The sequence below is a fragment of the Streptomyces sp. NBC_00443 genome (genome assembly GCF_036014175.1).
In the GTDB taxonomy this organism is placed as follows: Bacteria; Actinomycetota; Actinomycetes; order Streptomycetales; family Streptomycetaceae; genus Streptomyces.
Genome location: NZ_CP107917.1, coordinates 8,790,897 through 8,806,308, shown reverse-complemented (window position 1 = coordinate 8,806,308; position 15,412 = coordinate 8,790,897). Strand labels below are relative to the sequence as shown.

14 protein-coding genes are annotated in these 15,412 nt (G+C 71.4%); 6 read left to right on the top strand and 8 right to left on the bottom strand.

All coding sequences use genetic code 11. The features are described 5' to 3' along the window. Positions 1 to 77 precede the first annotated feature (77 nt). Positions 78 to 854: a GNAT family N-acetyltransferase gene (locus tag OHO27_RS40175; RefSeq protein ID WP_328429849.1), complete on the bottom strand. Its 777-nt coding sequence runs from the start codon at positions 852 to 854 to the stop codon at positions 78 to 80. Positions 855 to 988: 134 nt separating this feature from the next. Between OHO27_RS40175 and OHO27_RS40170 the strand changes: the two genes are divergently transcribed. Further along, complete coding sequence (locus OHO27_RS40170) at positions 989 to 1,474, top strand: nucleoside deaminase (protein WP_328429848.1); 486 nt, start codon at positions 989 to 991, stop codon at positions 1,472 to 1,474. A gap of 9 nt (positions 1,475 to 1,483) precedes the next feature. On the opposite strand, the gene OHO27_RS40165 is transcribed toward OHO27_RS40170, so the two are convergent. Next, a complete protein-coding gene (locus OHO27_RS40165) occupies positions 1,484 to 2,338 on the bottom strand; it encodes a GNAT family N-acetyltransferase (RefSeq protein ID WP_328429847.1) in 855 nt (284 codons plus the stop codon). Between the two features lie 204 nt (positions 2,339 to 2,542). Beyond that, a complete protein-coding gene (locus tag OHO27_RS40160) occupies positions 2,543 to 3,196 on the bottom strand; it encodes a chaplin (protein WP_328429846.1) in 654 nt (217 codons plus the stop codon). Positions 3,197 to 3,467: 271 nt separating this feature from the next. Here OHO27_RS40160 and OHO27_RS40155 point away from each other — a divergent pair, with 271 nt between their 5' ends. Then, positions 3,468 to 5,123 carry an alpha/beta hydrolase gene (locus OHO27_RS40155; RefSeq protein WP_328429845.1) on the top strand — a complete coding sequence of 552 codons (1,656 nt, stop codon included), beginning with the start codon at positions 3,468 to 3,470 and terminating at the stop codon, positions 5,121 to 5,123. A gap of 65 nt (positions 5,124 to 5,188) precedes the next feature. After that, positions 5,189 to 6,286 carry a baeRF3 domain-containing protein gene (locus OHO27_RS40150; RefSeq protein ID WP_328429844.1) on the top strand — a complete coding sequence of 366 codons (1,098 nt, stop codon included), beginning with the start codon at positions 5,189 to 5,191 and terminating at the stop codon, positions 6,284 to 6,286. A 69-nt stretch (positions 6,287 to 6,355) separates the two neighbouring features. On the opposite strand, the gene OHO27_RS40145 is transcribed toward OHO27_RS40150, so the two are convergent. Beyond that, positions 6,356 to 6,769, bottom strand: coding sequence for an SsgA family sporulation/cell division regulator (locus OHO27_RS40145; protein WP_328429843.1), 414 nt, complete (start codon positions 6,767 to 6,769; stop codon positions 6,356 to 6,358). Positions 6,770 to 7,202: 433 nt separating this feature from the next. Between OHO27_RS40145 and OHO27_RS40140 the strand changes: the two genes are divergently transcribed. After that, positions 7,203 to 8,633: a PP2C family protein-serine/threonine phosphatase gene (locus OHO27_RS40140; RefSeq protein ID WP_328429842.1), complete on the top strand. Its 1,431-nt coding sequence runs from the start codon at positions 7,203 to 7,205 to the stop codon at positions 8,631 to 8,633. A 58-nt stretch (positions 8,634 to 8,691) separates the two neighbouring features. On the opposite strand, the gene OHO27_RS40135 is transcribed toward OHO27_RS40140, so the two are convergent. Continuing rightward, positions 8,692 to 10,188 (bottom strand): DNA-binding protein NsdB, encoded by a 1,497-nt coding sequence (locus OHO27_RS40135; protein ID WP_328429841.1) that lies wholly within the window; start codon positions 10,186 to 10,188, stop codon positions 8,692 to 8,694. A gap of 58 nt (positions 10,189 to 10,246) precedes the next feature. Beyond that, complete coding sequence (locus tag OHO27_RS40130; protein WP_328429840.1) at positions 10,247 to 10,435, bottom strand: hypothetical protein; 189 nt, start codon at positions 10,433 to 10,435, stop codon at positions 10,247 to 10,249. On the opposite strand from OHO27_RS40130, the gene OHO27_RS40125 reads away from it, so the two are divergent. Next, a complete protein-coding gene (locus tag OHO27_RS40125) occupies positions 10,434 to 11,579 on the top strand; it encodes an aminoglycoside phosphotransferase family protein (protein WP_328429839.1) in 1,146 nt (381 codons plus the stop codon). The genes OHO27_RS40130 and OHO27_RS40125 overlap by 2 nt on opposite strands. 164 nt (positions 11,580 to 11,743) lie before the next feature. After that, a complete protein-coding gene (locus tag OHO27_RS40120) occupies positions 11,744 to 13,750 on the top strand; it encodes an N-acetylmuramoyl-L-alanine amidase (protein WP_443059667.1) in 2,007 nt (668 codons plus the stop codon). Positions 13,751 to 13,760: 10 nt separating this feature from the next. Here OHO27_RS40120 and OHO27_RS40115 read toward each other — a convergent pair whose 3' ends face one another. Together OHO27_RS40115 and OHO27_RS40110 are read right to left on the bottom strand one after the other, a co-directional pair. Then, on the bottom strand, positions 13,761 to 14,258 hold the full coding sequence (locus tag OHO27_RS40115) for a hypothetical protein (RefSeq protein WP_328429837.1): 498 nt from the start codon (positions 14,256 to 14,258) through the stop codon (positions 13,761 to 13,763). Between the two features lie 150 nt (positions 14,259 to 14,408). After that, complete coding sequence (locus tag OHO27_RS40110; protein ID WP_328429836.1) at positions 14,409 to 15,314, bottom strand: universal stress protein; 906 nt, start codon at positions 15,312 to 15,314, stop codon at positions 14,409 to 14,411. Between the last annotated feature and the right edge of the window lie 98 nt (positions 15,315 to 15,412).

Here is a 15,412-nt window from a genome sequence, read left to right as displayed (position 1 = left end):
CGAGGGACGGCGTGACGTCCAGGCGATTCCCGCGACGGCCCGCACGGGCGGCGAGGCCGTCGCGGCTAGCCACGCCGCTACGGCGTGTACACGTAGGGCGTCGTGGTGGTCAGCGGCTCGAACCCGAGCCGTTCCAGAATGGGACGGCTCGTACTCATGGCGTCGACCTGGAGGTACCGATAGCCGCGGTCCGCGGCGGCGCGGGCGCGGTGGGCGACGAGTGCGCGGTAGAGGCCGCGGCCCCGCCAGCCCTCGAGGGTCCCGCCTCCCCACAGCCCGGCGAACCGCGTGCCCGGCACGAGCTCCATCCGCGCGGCGCTCACCGGGGTGTCACCGGCCAGCGCGACGACGGCGACCACCGTGTCCGGGGCGGCCGTCAGCCGGCCGAGCAATTGGTGCCGGAGCGCAGAGCCGTCGACGCCGAAGGCCTTCTCGTGCACCTCGGTCACCAGGTCGACGCCCGCCCGGTCGGTCACGGGCAGGACCCGGATGCCTTCCGGTGGCTCGGTGTCCAGGGTCAGGTCGGCGACCTCGCCGATCATCAGGGTCTCTTCGGGCTGGGGCGCGAAGCCGGCGTCCCTGAGCCTTTGTCCGAGATCCGCCGGGAGATCATGGCCGTAGAGCTTCCACTCGAACTCGAGCCCGAGCCCGGAGAAGTGGGCGATCTGTCCGGCGATCGCCGCGTCGGCGCTCGCCACGTCCAGGTCGGACCACACGATGCCGTTCCAGCCGTGCGCGGACGACACCTGGCGCACGACCCCGTCCACCCGCTCGACCAGGGCGTCGGGGCCGTCCGGCAGCGCGCCCTCGCGCAGGTCCCGGTCGAAGAGGGCGAGAACCGCGTCATGATCCATGGGGCGACCTCATCACTGGACCACTGCCCGGGCAACAACTTCATGACGAGCCCGTACCTCCTCGCCGTCCGGCCGTAGGTCGGCGAAGCTGGGGTGCGCAGGGAAAGCCGCACCGCTGGGAGGGCCCGTCCACCATGGCCGCGAAGGACACCGAACTGCCGTATCTGCGCCGCTGCGTCGCGCTCGCGACCGAGGCTCTCCACGCCGGGGACGAGCCGTTCGGCTCGGTGCTGGTGGGGGCGGACGGCACAGTGCTCGCCGAGGACCACAACCGAGTGGCCTCGGGCGATCGCACCCGGCACCCCGAGTTCGAGCTGGCACGCTGGTCCGCGGCCCATTTGACGCCCGAGCAACGGGCGGCCGCGACGGTGTACACCTCGGGCGAGCACTGCCCGATGTGCGCGGCCGCGCACGCCTGGGTCGGCCTGGGACGCATCGTGTACGTCGCCTCGTCGGAGCAACTGACCGGATGGCTGGCCGAGTTGCGCGTACCCGCCGCACCCGTACGGCCACTGCCGATCCAGGAGGTCGCGCCGGGCGTGACCGTCGAGGGCCCGGTGCCCGAGCTGACGGAGGACATCCGCGCACTGCACGTCCGGTTCCACCGGCCCCAGGGCTGAGCCGTAGCGCTAGCCGAGCTCCAGCGTGGTGACGCCGAATACGTGCTCCTGGGCGTACGGCCGCACCGGCCCGGTGTACATACGTGCGGTTTCGAAGGAGGGCGTGAAACCTGCCTCCTCGGCGAGGGCGACGCCCGCCGGATTGGTCTCGGGCACGTCGACGGCGACCTCACGGCCGGCCGTCTCGGCGGTGAGGGCGGCGAACAGGGCCCGCGCGTCCTCGGGGGTGTCGGCGAAGAGCGGGCCGATGCGCGGGCAGTCGTGGCCGGGGCGGATCACGCCGTAGCCGGTCACGCGGCCGCCGGTGCGGCGGACGACGGCGTGGTGTCCGGGGCCGGTGAGCCAGTGCGCGAGGAAGCGGGGGCGGTCGGCGGGGGTGCAGGCGCTGTCGTATGCAGTGATCTCCGTCAGGTCCTCCGGCCGTACGGCACGGACGTCCGCCGGGGCCTGGGCGGCGGGCGCGGTTCCGCTGAAGCGGAAGGTGCGGTGGGCGAGCTCGAAGCCGGAGCGACGGTAGTTGTCCTGCTGGTCGACGACGCCGTCGAGGCCCACCGTGCGGTTCTCCGCATGCGCCAGGGCGGTCTTCCAGGTGGTGAGGCCAAAGCCCTGGCCGCGGACGTCGGGGCGGACCAGGTACCAGCCCAGGAAGCTGTAGTCGGCTCCGTAATTGACGACGGAGATCGCCGAGACGGGTTCGCCGTCGACTCGGCCGATGAAGAAGCCCCCGGAGTCCTGCACGAAGAATGCCTCGCTGTCCGCGAGCCCCGGGTTCCAGCCCTCGTCGACGGCCCATCCGCGGACGACCGGCCAGTCGTCGAGGCCGGCCTGCGTGATCACGAGGTCCTGGGGGGCCGGGGACGTCATGGGTGAGCTCCGTTCCGTGCGGGTTCGCGGGATGGGGGCGTGGTGATCGACCGCGCCCACAGCATCCTCGCGGATCTTCGGGGAGCACGTCACGGCATGATCAAGCCGTTGCGCCGCACAGGTAGCTGTCCGGACGGATGTGCGCATGACGAAGGCCCCACCGCCCGCCGGGTGGGGCCTTCCCTGCCGCGCGTGAGGCGCGGGTCAGCTCACCGCCTGCGGGCGGAAGCGCCGGTACAGGACGGCTCCGCCCACGAGGAGGAGCGTGCCGCCCGCCGCTGCCGCGGCGAGGGCCTGGTCCGCGCCCGTGTGGGCGAGGGTGCCCTCGGGCTCCCCCTGCGGGAGGGGCGCGGGCGGCACCGGCCGGGGCTGGTGCCGGGGCGGCGCCGGCTTCGGTGCCGGCTTCGTGGTGTCGGAAGGGCGGTCGCCGGGACCGTTCACCGACTCGTTGTCGATCGCCGCGTTCCCGACGCCGACCACGTTCACGCTGTTGCCGCTGACGTTCACCGGGAGGTGAACCGGGAGCTCCACGACGTTGCCGGACGCGATGCCCGGCGAATCCTTTCCGCGGCCTTGGGCCGAAGCTCCGCTGTGCGACGCCGCGCCCTTCTTGCCGCCACCGTCCTCGTTGGCGCAGGTGTTGCCGACGGCCGGATTGAGCAGCCCCACCACGTTCACGGTGTTACCGCACACGTTCACCGGCACATGGACCGGCAGCTGAACGGTGTTGCCGGAGAGGAGCCCCGGCGATTCGGCCGCGGCACCATCCGCCGCGGAGTCGGCATACGCCGGGAACGTCACAGCCATCGCGCCCGAGGCGGCGACGGCGATCACACCGTATCGGGTAACCCGTCTCATAGGTTCCCTGCCTTCCAGACATGGTCGCGGGCACTCGCCCGCACCGGATAAAACGCAGGCGAACCATCCGAGTTATGGCTAATCGGCCATTCACCCCATCGAGCGTCAGGGTTGTCGAACTAGCGGTAAAAACTTCCACCGGCAACGAAAGGGGCACAGGGTACGCCCGCACGGGCGGTCCCGCACGTCCGGAGGCGTGCATTCCGGGGCCCGCCTATCGTGAGCCAGGACGCCGTTTACCGGTCCGCGACGGGCGTCCCTGGAGGCATCGATGCTTGCCCACCTGTCAACGCGGCCCATGCTGCGCCGCTGCGCGGTGACCGGCGCGGTCGGGCTGGCCCTGCTCGGCACGGGGCTGCCCGCGGCCACGGACAGCTCCGAGCCCGACCTCACGCGGTTCTACCGGCAGAAGATCACCTGGGCGAAGTGTCCCGGCGAGGGGCTGCCGAAGGACATGCAGTGCGGCAAGGTCACCGTCCCTCTCGACTATGCCCGCCCCAAGGAGGGGACGCTCGACCTGGCGCTCGCCCGCTACCGGGCGACGGGCGACAAGCAGGGCTCGGTGCTGGTGAACTTCGGCGGACCGGGCGGCGCCGGCATCCCCCAGTTCGCCACCGGTGGCAAGGAGTTCATGGAGCTGACGGACGGCTACGACATCGTGACGTTCGATCCGCGCGGCGTCGGCAGGTCCTCGCCGGTCAGCTGCGGGGACGGCGAGGAGAACATCGACATGGCCGAGGACGGCACGGAGCTCGGCCGTGATCCGCAGTCCGTCCTCAGCGACTTGAAGAAGGCGGCCGACGCGTGCGCCCGGCACTCCGGCCCCGTCCTCCCCTACATAGGCACGATCAACGCCTCGCGCGACATGGACGTGATGCGCGCGGCCCTCGGCGACAAGAAGCTCAACTATCTGGGCTTCTCCTACGGCACACGGCTCGGCTCGGTGTACGCCGCCCAGTTCCCCGACAAGGTCGGCCGGTTCGTGCTCGACGGAGTGGACACGCTGACCGAGCCGCTGACGGAGCAGGGCGTCGCGAGCGCCAAGGGACAGCAGCAGGCGCTGGACGAGTTCATCAACTGGTGCGTGCAGGACATCGCCTGTCCGTTCGGGCAGGACGCACGCGAGGCCCGCAAGCAGGTCGTACGGCTCGTCGACTCGCTGGACGAGAATCCGGTGCCGTCGGCGTTCGGCGAGCCGTTCACCGGCCAGGACCTGGTCGGCGCCATCGGGCAGGGGCTCTACAGCGAGGAGATGTGGCCCTCCCTGGAGCGGGCTCTGGCCTCGCTGGTCGAGGACGGCGACACGCACGCCATCGAGGCCTTCGCGGCCGGCGGTGCCGCGCCCTGGCGGCGCGCGCAGACCGACGACCCCGAGGAGTCCGATGGTCCCGAGGAGTCCGATGGTCCCGAGGAGTCCGATGGCCCGGAGGAGTCCGACGAGCCCGACGGCGGCCTGGTCGACGAGGAGGACGTCCCCCTCGACAACCTCCCCGCGGCCCTGATGGCGGTCAACTGCGCGGACGACCCCGACCGCCCCACCGGCCGGCAGATCGTCGACGGCCTCGACGGCCTGCGCGCCGAGTACGAGCAGGCGTCGCCGGTCTTCGGCCCCTACCGGCTCACCGGGGTGCTGATGTGCTACGGCCGCCCCAAGGGCACGGACTTCATACGCGACGACGTGAAGGACGTGCACACGCCGAAGATGCTCCTCGTGGGCACCCGCGGCGACCCGGCCACGCCTTACCGCTGGACCGAGGAGACGGCGAAGCGGCTCGGCTCGTCGGCCGTGGTCCTCGACAACAAGGGCAGCGGGCACACCGGATACGCCTCATCCAAGTGTGTGCACAGGAAGGTCGACACCTTCCTCCTGTACGGCACGCTGCCGGCCGACGGCAGCTCCTGCGGGCCCGAGGAGCGCCGGGAGTAGATCCGGGGCAGGGGTGATGGATTGCCCCAAATGCCCGATGGGCGAATCGGCCCTATCGTGCTGTTATGGAGCACGCACTCAGTCCAACGACCCTCTCCGAGCTGCGGCGCCCGCGCCCCTATCCGGCCGTGTCCGTGCTGACGCCCACACACCCCCGCGAGCCCTATCGGGCCCAGGACCAGGTCCGGCTGCGCAATGTCGTCGCCACGGCCAAGAAACAGCTGGAGGCCGACCCTTCGGTCACCCGCGAACGCCGGGTCGATGTCGAACGGCAGCTCGACCAGGCCCTCGCCGAGATCGATCTGACGCACGCCGAGGACGGTCTGGTGATCTTCGCCGCTCCGGGCGAGCACCAGGTGTGGTCGGTCGCCCGCACCGTGCCCGAGCGCGTGGTGCTCTCGGACACCTTCCTGACCCGCAACCTCGTCTCCGCGCAGGCCGCCGAGCGGCCGTTCTGGGTGCTCTCGGTCTCCACGGACCGTGTCACCCTGTGGCACGGCGCCCTGGACCGCGTCACCGAGGCCCGGAGCGGTGGCTTCCCGCTGACCCGGGACATCCAGAACTTCGACGCGGAGCGCCAGGAACAGATCGGCGACGTGCCGAGCAAGTTCCGCGACGAGGACACGCGCCACTTCCTGAAGGAGGCCGACTCCGCGCTGGGCGCGGTCCTGCAACACAACCCGGGGCAGCTCTACGTCACCGGCGAGCCGGCCGCGCTGTCCCTGCTGGACGAGATCGGCGGCATCACCAAGTCCGCCGTGCACGTCCCCCACGGCGGGCTCGCGCACGGCACCCGCGAGGCGGTGTGGCAGGCGGTCCGGCCGGTCATCGCCGCCGAGAACCGCAGGGGGACCGACGCCGTGGCCCGGGAACTCGAAACCGCCCTCGGCCGCAAGGCGTTCGCCGCCGGCGTCGACGAGGTGTGGCGCAGCGCGCGCGAGGGCCGGGTGCGGCTGCTGGCCGTCGAGGAGAACTACCGCGTCACGGTGCGCGGCGAGGACGGCGGCCATCTGATCCCGGCGGAGAGCGGCGATCTCGACGCCCGCGAGGACATCGTGGACGAGATCGTCGAGCAGTGCCTGGAGACCGGCGCCGAGGTCCGCTTCGTGCCGGACGGCACGCTGAGCGACGCCCAGGGCATCGCGGGCGTGCTGCGCTACTGACGCCGGAGCGTCGAGGAGGCACAGCGGCGGCCCGTTCGCCTCCTCGCACGCTTCCGCGGTGCGCTCACGTCACACGCCGCCGAAGAGCGCGCTCAGGCCGCGCTCCACGACCGCCCCGAGGTCCTCGTCGCCGGACGCGACCACCGCGTACGTCCGCAGCAGGAAGCGGTTTAGGGCGGCGGTGTCGAACTGGAGCAGGGCCATGCCGTAGGGCGAGTGCAGCTCCACGACCGTACGCTCCTCGCCGCACGGCCAGATGTGCACGTCCCCGTCCCCGGCCGGCCCGCGCAGCCCCGCCTCCAGCAGACTGCGCGCAAAGGTCCAGGTGGCACCGTGACCGTCGAGGGAGACATCGCCCGGGAAGTCGATGTACACCGCCAGCGGATCCGTGGAGGCGTACCGCAGCTTGGCGGGCACGGACAGTTCGCGCTCGTCGCCGGTGATGAGTCGGGCGTGCGCGGGCTGCTCGAGGGCGATGTCCATGGGCGGTCTCCCCTGCGGATCGGCGGTCGGGCTCGGTTTTTGCCGCTGTCCTCTTACGACCCCGCAAGTGCCCTTCGCATTACGTCCAAGTGGACATCATTTTTGTGACCTGCATCACTCACGATGCGTGCAACCCCGCGAGGGGTACTCGTGACCGCTCCACCCCTAGAACATGCGACCGTCGAACATCCGCATGAACGCCGTGCAATCGCCTGTGCGGACCGCCAAGTGGCGTACGCCGCCTACGACTTGACCCAGCCGGTGACGTACACCATCCGTATCGGACGAGCCCTCCGTGAAGACTCTGGCATATGCCGGACGCACCACCGAATCGGGTGTTGCCAAATCCCTTACGGGGCGTCGCGGGCTGTGCGACAGTCGTAACGGTCCTTCCGTCAGCCTTGGTCGTACCGTCCCCGCATCGGAGTGCGTCATGCCGCCCCATCTCTCTGCGGACCGCCCCGCCGCTCAGCCGCCCGGACGCGGCTCGGTCGACGCGCTGATAACGCAGACGCGACGGCTCAAGGGCGACGTCGACGCCGTGCGGCGGGACACTCAGAGCGACGGTTCGGACCCGCAGGAGCGGTGGCAGCGGGCACTGTGCGATCTCGCGCTGCATCACCTCAACGACCTCGACGACCACCTGGCCCAGTTGCGGGACGGCCCGGCCCCCACCTCTCCGGCCTCCGAGGCCGCGCCCACCGGCCTGGCCGTGCCGCCGGCTCCCCGGCGCGGCTCACTGCTCAGCCGGGTCGGCAGCGCGGAGTGGAACCTGCTGACGGACGAGGCCAGTTGGTCCGGCGAGCTCTACGAGATCCTGGGGCGCGACCCCGCCGCTCCGCCCCTCACCCTTGACGAGCTGCCGTCCCTGGTGCTCGACGAGGACCGGTCGAAGCTGACGGCGATGGTCACCGACTGCCTCATCGACGCCAAGCCCATCGACGGGGAGTTCCGGATCGTACGGCCGGACGGCGAGGCCCGGACCGTGCACATGATGGGCGAGCCCGTGCTCGACACTGACGGCAGCACCGCCTCGATGTGGGCCGTGCTGCGGGACGTCAGCGAACTGCGCCGCTGCAGGCGTGCGGTGAGTGAGACCCGTGACTCGCTCCAGCGCGACCGGCACCACGCACAGACCGAGCACCGGCTCGCGGTCGAGCTGCAGGAGGCCGTGCTACCGCCGTGGCGTGGCTCCCTGCGGCTCCCGCACCAGGGCCCTCGGACACTGGACCTCGCAGCCCGGCAGCTGCCGTCGTCGACGAGCACACTGATCGGCGGCGACTGGTACGACGCCCTCGAACTGGCCGACGGCGACTCGCTGTTGAGCGTCGGCGACCTCACCGGACACGGCGTCGCCGCGGCCTCCGGCATGGCGACCCTGCTGGGAGCCGTACGCGGCATGGCGATGGCCGGCACCCAGCCGGGCCAACTGATGTCCTGGCTGAACCAATTACTCGACGCCACCGTCCAGCCGGCTCTCGGCAGCGCCGTCTGCTGCCGCTACCGGCCCGAGACCCGCACCCTGGTCTGGGCGCAGGCCGGACACCCCGCCCCGCTGCTGTTCCGCGACGGGACGGGGCGCATGCTGAACGCGCCGGACGGCGTCCTGCTGGGCGCCACCTCGGGTGCCGTCTACGCGCAGGCCGAACAGACCCTCGAGGTGGGCGACGTGCTCCTGCTGCACACCGACGGACTGGTGCCGGGGCACAGCGCAGCGGACTCCGTGAACAGCCTCCTCGGCCTCGGCCCCCGCATCGGCGAGGCAGGCACCGCACAGGACTGCGTACAGCTGGTCGTCGAGGAGTTCGGTGAGAGTGAGCGCGAGGACAATGCCTGTGTGCTCGTGGCCAGGGTGACGTCCTAGAACTTCAGCGGCCCAGGACGTTCCGGAACTTCCGGGAAGGGATCAGCGCACAGTCCCCTTACGCCCGCGCGCTGTTGCCGCCGCCGGACTTCTTCATCTTGGGGAGCGCCAACTGGATCTCCTCCCGCAGTTCGTGGATCTTCGGGTAGCTGGAGTACTCGGCGGTGAGTCGGTACATCTGGCGCAGCCGGTCCCAGGTGCGGCCGGACGAGTTGGAGCCCATCGACATCAGGGCCAGTCGTGCGTAGCGGTCGGCCTGTTCGGGGTCGTCCGCGATGAAGCAGGCGGACGCCATGGACAGATGGTCGAAGATCTTCGACCGCTCGCGCCCGTCCACGCGCAGGGCCAGGGCCTTCTCAGCGAAGTGCTGGGCGTGCGCGGCCGCGCCCGGCTCGAACTCGGCCAGCGTGCGGTAGGCCAGGGCCTGCATGCCGTACAGATCCTCGTCCTTGAAGGTCTGCATCCAGCTCGGTGACGGCACGTCGCTCTTGTCGGAGACGAAGAGGTCCTCCGCCTGTCCCAGGGTGCGGCGCATGGCCTGGCCCCGGCCCATCGACGCCTGTGCCCAGGCCTCGATGGTGTGGAACATGGCCCGGGTGCGCGGCAGTACCTCGCCACCGGAGCCGGACTGGGCGAGTTTCATGAGGTCGAGTGCGTCGTCGGGCCGGCCGAGGTGCACCATCTGGCGAGCCGCTCGGGAGAGCGCCTCTCCGGCGCGGGGCCGGTCGCCGCCCTCCCGGGCCGCGTGGGCGGCGATGACGAAGTACTTCTGGGCCGTGGGCTCCAGGCCGACGTCGTGCGACATCCAGCCCGCGAGGACGGCGAGGTTGGCGGCGACGCCCCACAGGCGCCGCTGCAGATGTTCGGGGTGGTGGTAGGCGAGCATGCCGCCCACCTCGTTGAGTTGTCCTACGACTGCCTTGCGCTGCAGCCCGCCGCCGCGGGCCGCGTCCCAGGCCCTGAACACCTCGACCGAGCGCTCCAGTTCCTCGATCTCCTGCGACCCGATGGGGGCGGCCTCGTAGCGGTCGAACCCGGCGGGGTCGGCGTGCAGGGGGTCGTCGAACTGGGGAGCGTCGGCCTTGAGGGCCGGGTCGGTGTGCAGCCAGTCGTGCATGGCGCTGCTGAGTGCGGATCCCGCGGCGAGCGCGGCACCCGCGCCCACCAAGCCGCGTCGGTTGAGCATGAGGTCCATTCCCGTGAATTCGGTGAGGACCGCGGCGGTCCGTTCGGGCGCCCACGGCACACCGTCGGGATGCTCGACGCTCCCGCCGTCCTGCCGTTTCCCCGCACGCCCGTGCCGGACCAGACCGAGGTCCTCGATGGTCACGACACGGCCGAGACGCTCGGTGAACAGGGCTGCCAGCACCCGCGGCACCGGATCGCGCGGGATCTCTCCCATGTCGATCCACCGCCGCACCCGCGAGGTGTCGGTCGACAGCTGGGGGTGGCCCATGGCCGCCGCCTGCCGGTTGACCAGCCTTGCGAGTTCGCCCTTGGACCAGCCGGCCAGGCCGAACAGGTCCGATAGGCGGGTGTTGGGTTCTCCGCTCACGTCAAGCCCCCAGGTTCTCGGCTGAGTTGACAGTAGCCCGGTGAAAGATGCCGGGCGACTATTCGCCAGGGTTCGCCAGGGTGCGCCAGATGGTGTGCCACTGCGCATCGGGTGTCAGGTAGGAACGCGCCACCCCGACCCGGTCGCCCTTTGGAATATGGCTGGTGCATTCCCCAGGGTGCACCCGGGCGGCCGGATCGGGCAGCGCATTGTCGTCGCAGGCACACGAAGGGATCTGTTCTCCCATGTACGCAGCATCATCCTCCGTGTCCGCCCCGCCCCGGTCGCTACGTTCCCGCCCGGCGGGCAGCGGCCCCTACCTCGCCCCCGCACGGCCGGCGCCCGCCCCCGTGCTCGGCGCGGGCCGGCCGCCGCGTGCCGCGGGGCTCGGCACCCAACCGCTCAGCGGGAGACTCGACTTGTCCGGCCCTCAGGGCGCCCAGCTGCGCACCGCGATCGCGTCGGTGCACCGGATCTGCCCGGAGTTCGCTCCGGTGCAGGTGCTGCGCCGCAGCGGGCGGTCTGTCCTCCTGGTCGGCACGACCGGGCGCAGCACGGCCGTCGCCAAGTGTTTACTCGACCACTCCCCGGAGTGGTCGGAGCAGATCCGCCACGAAATAGCGGCATACCGCTCGTTCGTCCGGCACCGCCCTCCGGTGCGTGTGCCGAGACTGATCGCAGCGGATCCGGACAACTGCACCCTCGTCATCGAGCGGATGCCGGGCCGGGTGGCGGCACTGCAGCGGCACCCGTTGGAGACGCCGCCGCGTGCGGACATCCGGGCGGCACTCGGCGCGATCTGCCGGCTCAACGCGTGGCGGCCGCCGGCGGGCACGTTCGACGCGCCGCTGGACTACGCGGCCAAGATCTCCCGGTTCCACGGGCTGGGCCTGCTCACCGACCGGGACCTGGGGGATCTGCAGAAACTGCTGCACGGCATCGCGGCGAGCGCGGGCCGGCAGGGCATGGGCCAGTTCTGCCACGGCGACGCACTGCTCTCGAACATCCTGCTCTCACCGGCCGGTCCAGTGCTGGTGGACTGGGAGCACGCGGGCTGGTACCTGCCGGGCTACGACCTGGCGGTGCTGTGGTCGGTGCTCGGGGACGCGCCGGTGGCCCGGCGGCAGATCAGCCAGATCGCCCAGTCGGCTGGCCCGGCGTCACGGGACGCGTTCCTGGTGAACCTGATGCTGGTGCTGACCCGTGAGATCCGTAGCTATGAGACGGCCGTGCAGCGTTCGATGCACGACGCACCGACCCCGGCGGCACCGGGAGTGGCCCACCCGGGTGCTGCGCCGTCCGGCGAGGAACAGCGGTTGCTGCTGAGGCGGCTGCACGACGACTGCCAACTGGCCCGACGGGCCGTGCGCGCGGCGGTCGGCACTCGCTGACGGGGACGGTGGTCCGCGGTGCGCCCTGGAGACAGCGGCGTACCGCGGGCTTTCGTGTGAGCGGCCCCATTGGGATACGCCACTGACGCCCCGCAGGCCAGAAGACCGCCATCACGAAACTCCCGGGAATCCCGGTTGACAAGGGAATTCGCCTGGCCATTGGCATGATTGACGGATCGTCGGACAGCCGGTACCACAGACGCACGCCCGGCCCCCGCACGGCTCATCGCGCCCGACCGTCCCTGGAGGCTCCCTTGCGAGGATCCGTCACCGCCTTGGCAGCTGCGACACTGTTGTTCCCGTTGCTCGGCGCGGCGCCGCCCGACGCCGGGAGCTCGGAGAACGGTCTGCAGTCGGCCTTCGCGTCCGCCGCCGCCAAGTACCACGTGCCGCAGAGCGTCCTGCTGGGCGTCTCCTACCTGCAGTCCCGCTGGGACGCGCACGCGGGCGCGCCGAGTGTGACCGGCGGCTACGGCCCGATGCACCTCACCGACGTCCGCACCGCCCTCGCCGGGGCGCCGCCGCACCACAGTGAGGGCTCGGAGGACGCGCGCGGCGACAGCGCCCGCGCTCCCCTGCTCCCCAAGGCGAAGCTGCCGGAACCCGCCACGATCCCGGCCCGCCTACGGACGCTGCCGAAGGCTGCCGAACTGACCGGACTGAGCGCGGAGCAGCTGCGTACGGACCCGGCGGCGAACGTGGCCGGCGGCGCCGCCCTGCTCGCCGCCGCGCAGAAGGAGCTGGGCGAACAGCTGAGCTCCGACCCGGCCGACTGGTACGGCGCGGTGGCCCGCTTCCCCGGCGCCGACGACACGGCGGCTGCGGCGGCGTACGCGAACGACGTCTACGACGTGCTGCGCACCGGACAGGAGCGCCACACGGACGCGGGACAACTGGTCGCCCTGGCCGCACTTCCGGGCCTCTCCCCCGACCCCGGGCAGGTGCGGCGGGCGGGGCTGCACAAGCCCGACGCCGAGACGGAGTGCCCGCCCACGGTGTCCTGCGAGTGGATCCCGGCGCCGTACGAGGAGTTCGGGGACAGCGACTACGGCAACCACGATCTGGGAGACCGGCCGGCGTCCCAGAAGATCGAGAACATCGTCATCCATGACACGGAGGGGGCCTGGGAGGGCGTCCTCAAGATGGTGCAGGACCCGACCTATGTGTCGTGGCAGTACTCACTGCGCTCCACCGACGGCCACATCGCCCAGCATGTGAAGGCCAAGGACGTCGCCTGGCATGCGGGCAATTGGTACATCAACTCCAAGTCGATCGGCCTGGAGCACGAGGGCTTCCTGGCGAAGCCGGACGCCTGGTACACGGAGGCGATGTACCGGTCCTCCGCACGCCTGGTGACGTACCTCGCCAAGAAGTACGGCATCCCGCTGGACCGGCAGCACATCCTCGGCCACGACACCGTGCCGGGTCCGACCTCGTCGACGATCAGTGGCATGCACACCGACCCGGGCCCGTACTGGGACTGGCGGCACTACTTCGAGCTGCTGGGCCGCCCCTTGGTGCCCACCGCGGGCCCGGACGGCGGCCTGGTGACGATCCGCCCCGACTACGCGACCAACCGGCCCCGGTTCACGGGCTGTGTCTCCGCGGGCCAGCCGTGCGCGGACCACGGTTCGAGCGCGGTGCGGCTGTATTCCGGGCCCGGCGACTCGTATCCCCTGATCAAGGACGTCGGCTTGGGTTCGACCCCGACGACCGGCGTCAACGACCTGTCGTCACGGGTCTCGACCGGCCAGCAGTACGCGGTCGCCGGACGGGACGGCGACTGGACGGCGATCTGGTACCTGGGCCAGAAGGCGTGGTTCAAGAACCCGGCCACGAACCCGACCGCGGTGCACGCGGCCGGCCGCGTGGTGACGCCGAAGGACGGCGTGCAGAGTGTCCCGGTGTACGGACGCGCCTACCCCGAGGCCTCCGCCTATCCGTCGGACGTGCCGGCCCAGGCGGTGTCACCGCTGCCGTACACCCTGCCCGCGGGCCAGAGGTACGTGGTCGGTGCCAAGGTGCCGGGTGAGTACTACTACGCGGTGACCTTCGACTCGGCCTCGCACCGGGTCGTGACCGGCAAGGACGTGTACTACGAGATCCAGTTCGGGCACCGCGTGGCGTACGTGCGGGCGGCTGACGTGCGGGAGCTGCCCTCGGGGTCATAGCCGGGACGATTCAGCCCTGCTGGAAGAGCTCCGCGGGCAGCGGCTTCAGGAGCGCGTACAGGTCGTCCGTGATGGGGCGGTCCCACGCGGCGATGGTGACCAGGACATTGTCGCTGCGGTCGAACTGCACGCAGGAGATCCGGCTCTCGGAGAGCTTCAGGCGGCGCACGATCAGGAGGTTGTCGCCCTGCATCACCGGCACGTCCTCGCTGCCGACGACGGTGATCTCCTCGTCGTTCTCCAGGGCCAGCAGCAGCTGCGCGACCTCGAACGGGACCTCGTCCTCGTCGACGTCGCGGGCCGGGGAGCCCTCCGGCAGATTGCCGATGATCATCGCGGGGCCGCGGCCGCCGAAGAGGTCGTAGCGCAGGAAGACGCCCTGGCAGCTGCCGTCGGGGGCGGGCAGCAGCCCGGCGCCCAGATTGCCGGGCCAGTCGCCCGGGTCCATGGCCAGAACGTCGAAGTCGGGCCCGGCGGGCGTGGCGCTGCGGCGGCGGAGGAACGACATGTCGCCATGGTACGTGGCCGGGCCTGTTGCGTGACGTGCGGGCATGGGTTCGAGGCGTGCTTCGTGGCCCGTGGGCGCGCGTTCCCGAGTTGTCTCGCGACGAGGGCGTGACGCGGCCCGGAGCGCAGGACATGACGGGCCTCGGGCCCCTCACTCCTCCAGCGGCGCCGGCGGTACGACCGCGACCGGGCCGGCGGTGTGCAGGAGGACCGCGTGGGTCACCGAGCCGATCATGCGGGCGGGGGCCAGGAGACGGCGTCGATGGCGGCCCACGACGACCAGGTGCGCGTCCCTGGACGCCGAGACGAGGTGCCCGGCCGCGTCGCCCGGGGCGATGTGGAGCTGGGCGTGGACCTCGGGGTGGCGCTCGCGGTGCTGGGCGAGGAAGCCCTCGGCGAGGGTCCGGGTCTCGGCCTCGACGGCGTCCTGGTCCTCGGACGGGGGCACGATCTGGGCGGTGGCTGCCGTCCAGACGTGCAGCGGCCAGTTGTAGGCGGCGATCACCTGGAGCCGGGCGCCGCGCAGGGCGGCCTCGGCGAAGGCGAAGGCGAGGGTGGTCTCGTCGGGGCTGTCGACCTGAAGGCCGACCACGACCCGCGGGCCCGGCTCGATCGGCGTGTCGTCGTGGACCTCGCGTCCCGGCTTGGGCACCACGACGACCGGACATCCGGCATCACGTGCGGCGGCCATGCCGTTGGAGCCGAGCAGCAGGCTGGCGAAGCCGCCGCGCCCCCGGCTGCCGAGCACCAACAGCTGGGCGCTGGAGCCCAGTTCGGAAAGCATCGCGGCGGGAGCGCCCCCTAGGGCGAGGTATTCCGTCGCCGGCCGCTCGGCTCTCCCCTCCAGATACCGGCGTACCCGCTCGAGAACCGGATCATCCTCCGGATCCGGCCGCCCGGTGGGCAGCGCGACGGGCTGGGCCCACGCGGCGTACTGCTGCACGTGGACCACCCGCAGCGGCGCCTCGCGCACCATGGCGGCCTCGAAGGCCCAGTCCAGTGCGACCAGGCTGTCGTCCGAGCCGTCGACCGCCGCGATGACCGGCAGGGTGCTCATGGGTTCCTCACCTCCGGAAGTACGACCCTTCCCCCCTCCCGGGGCCAGCCTGGCTCAGGCGTCGGCCCGAGGGGCGTTCTCAAGGTCGCGTGTCCGGA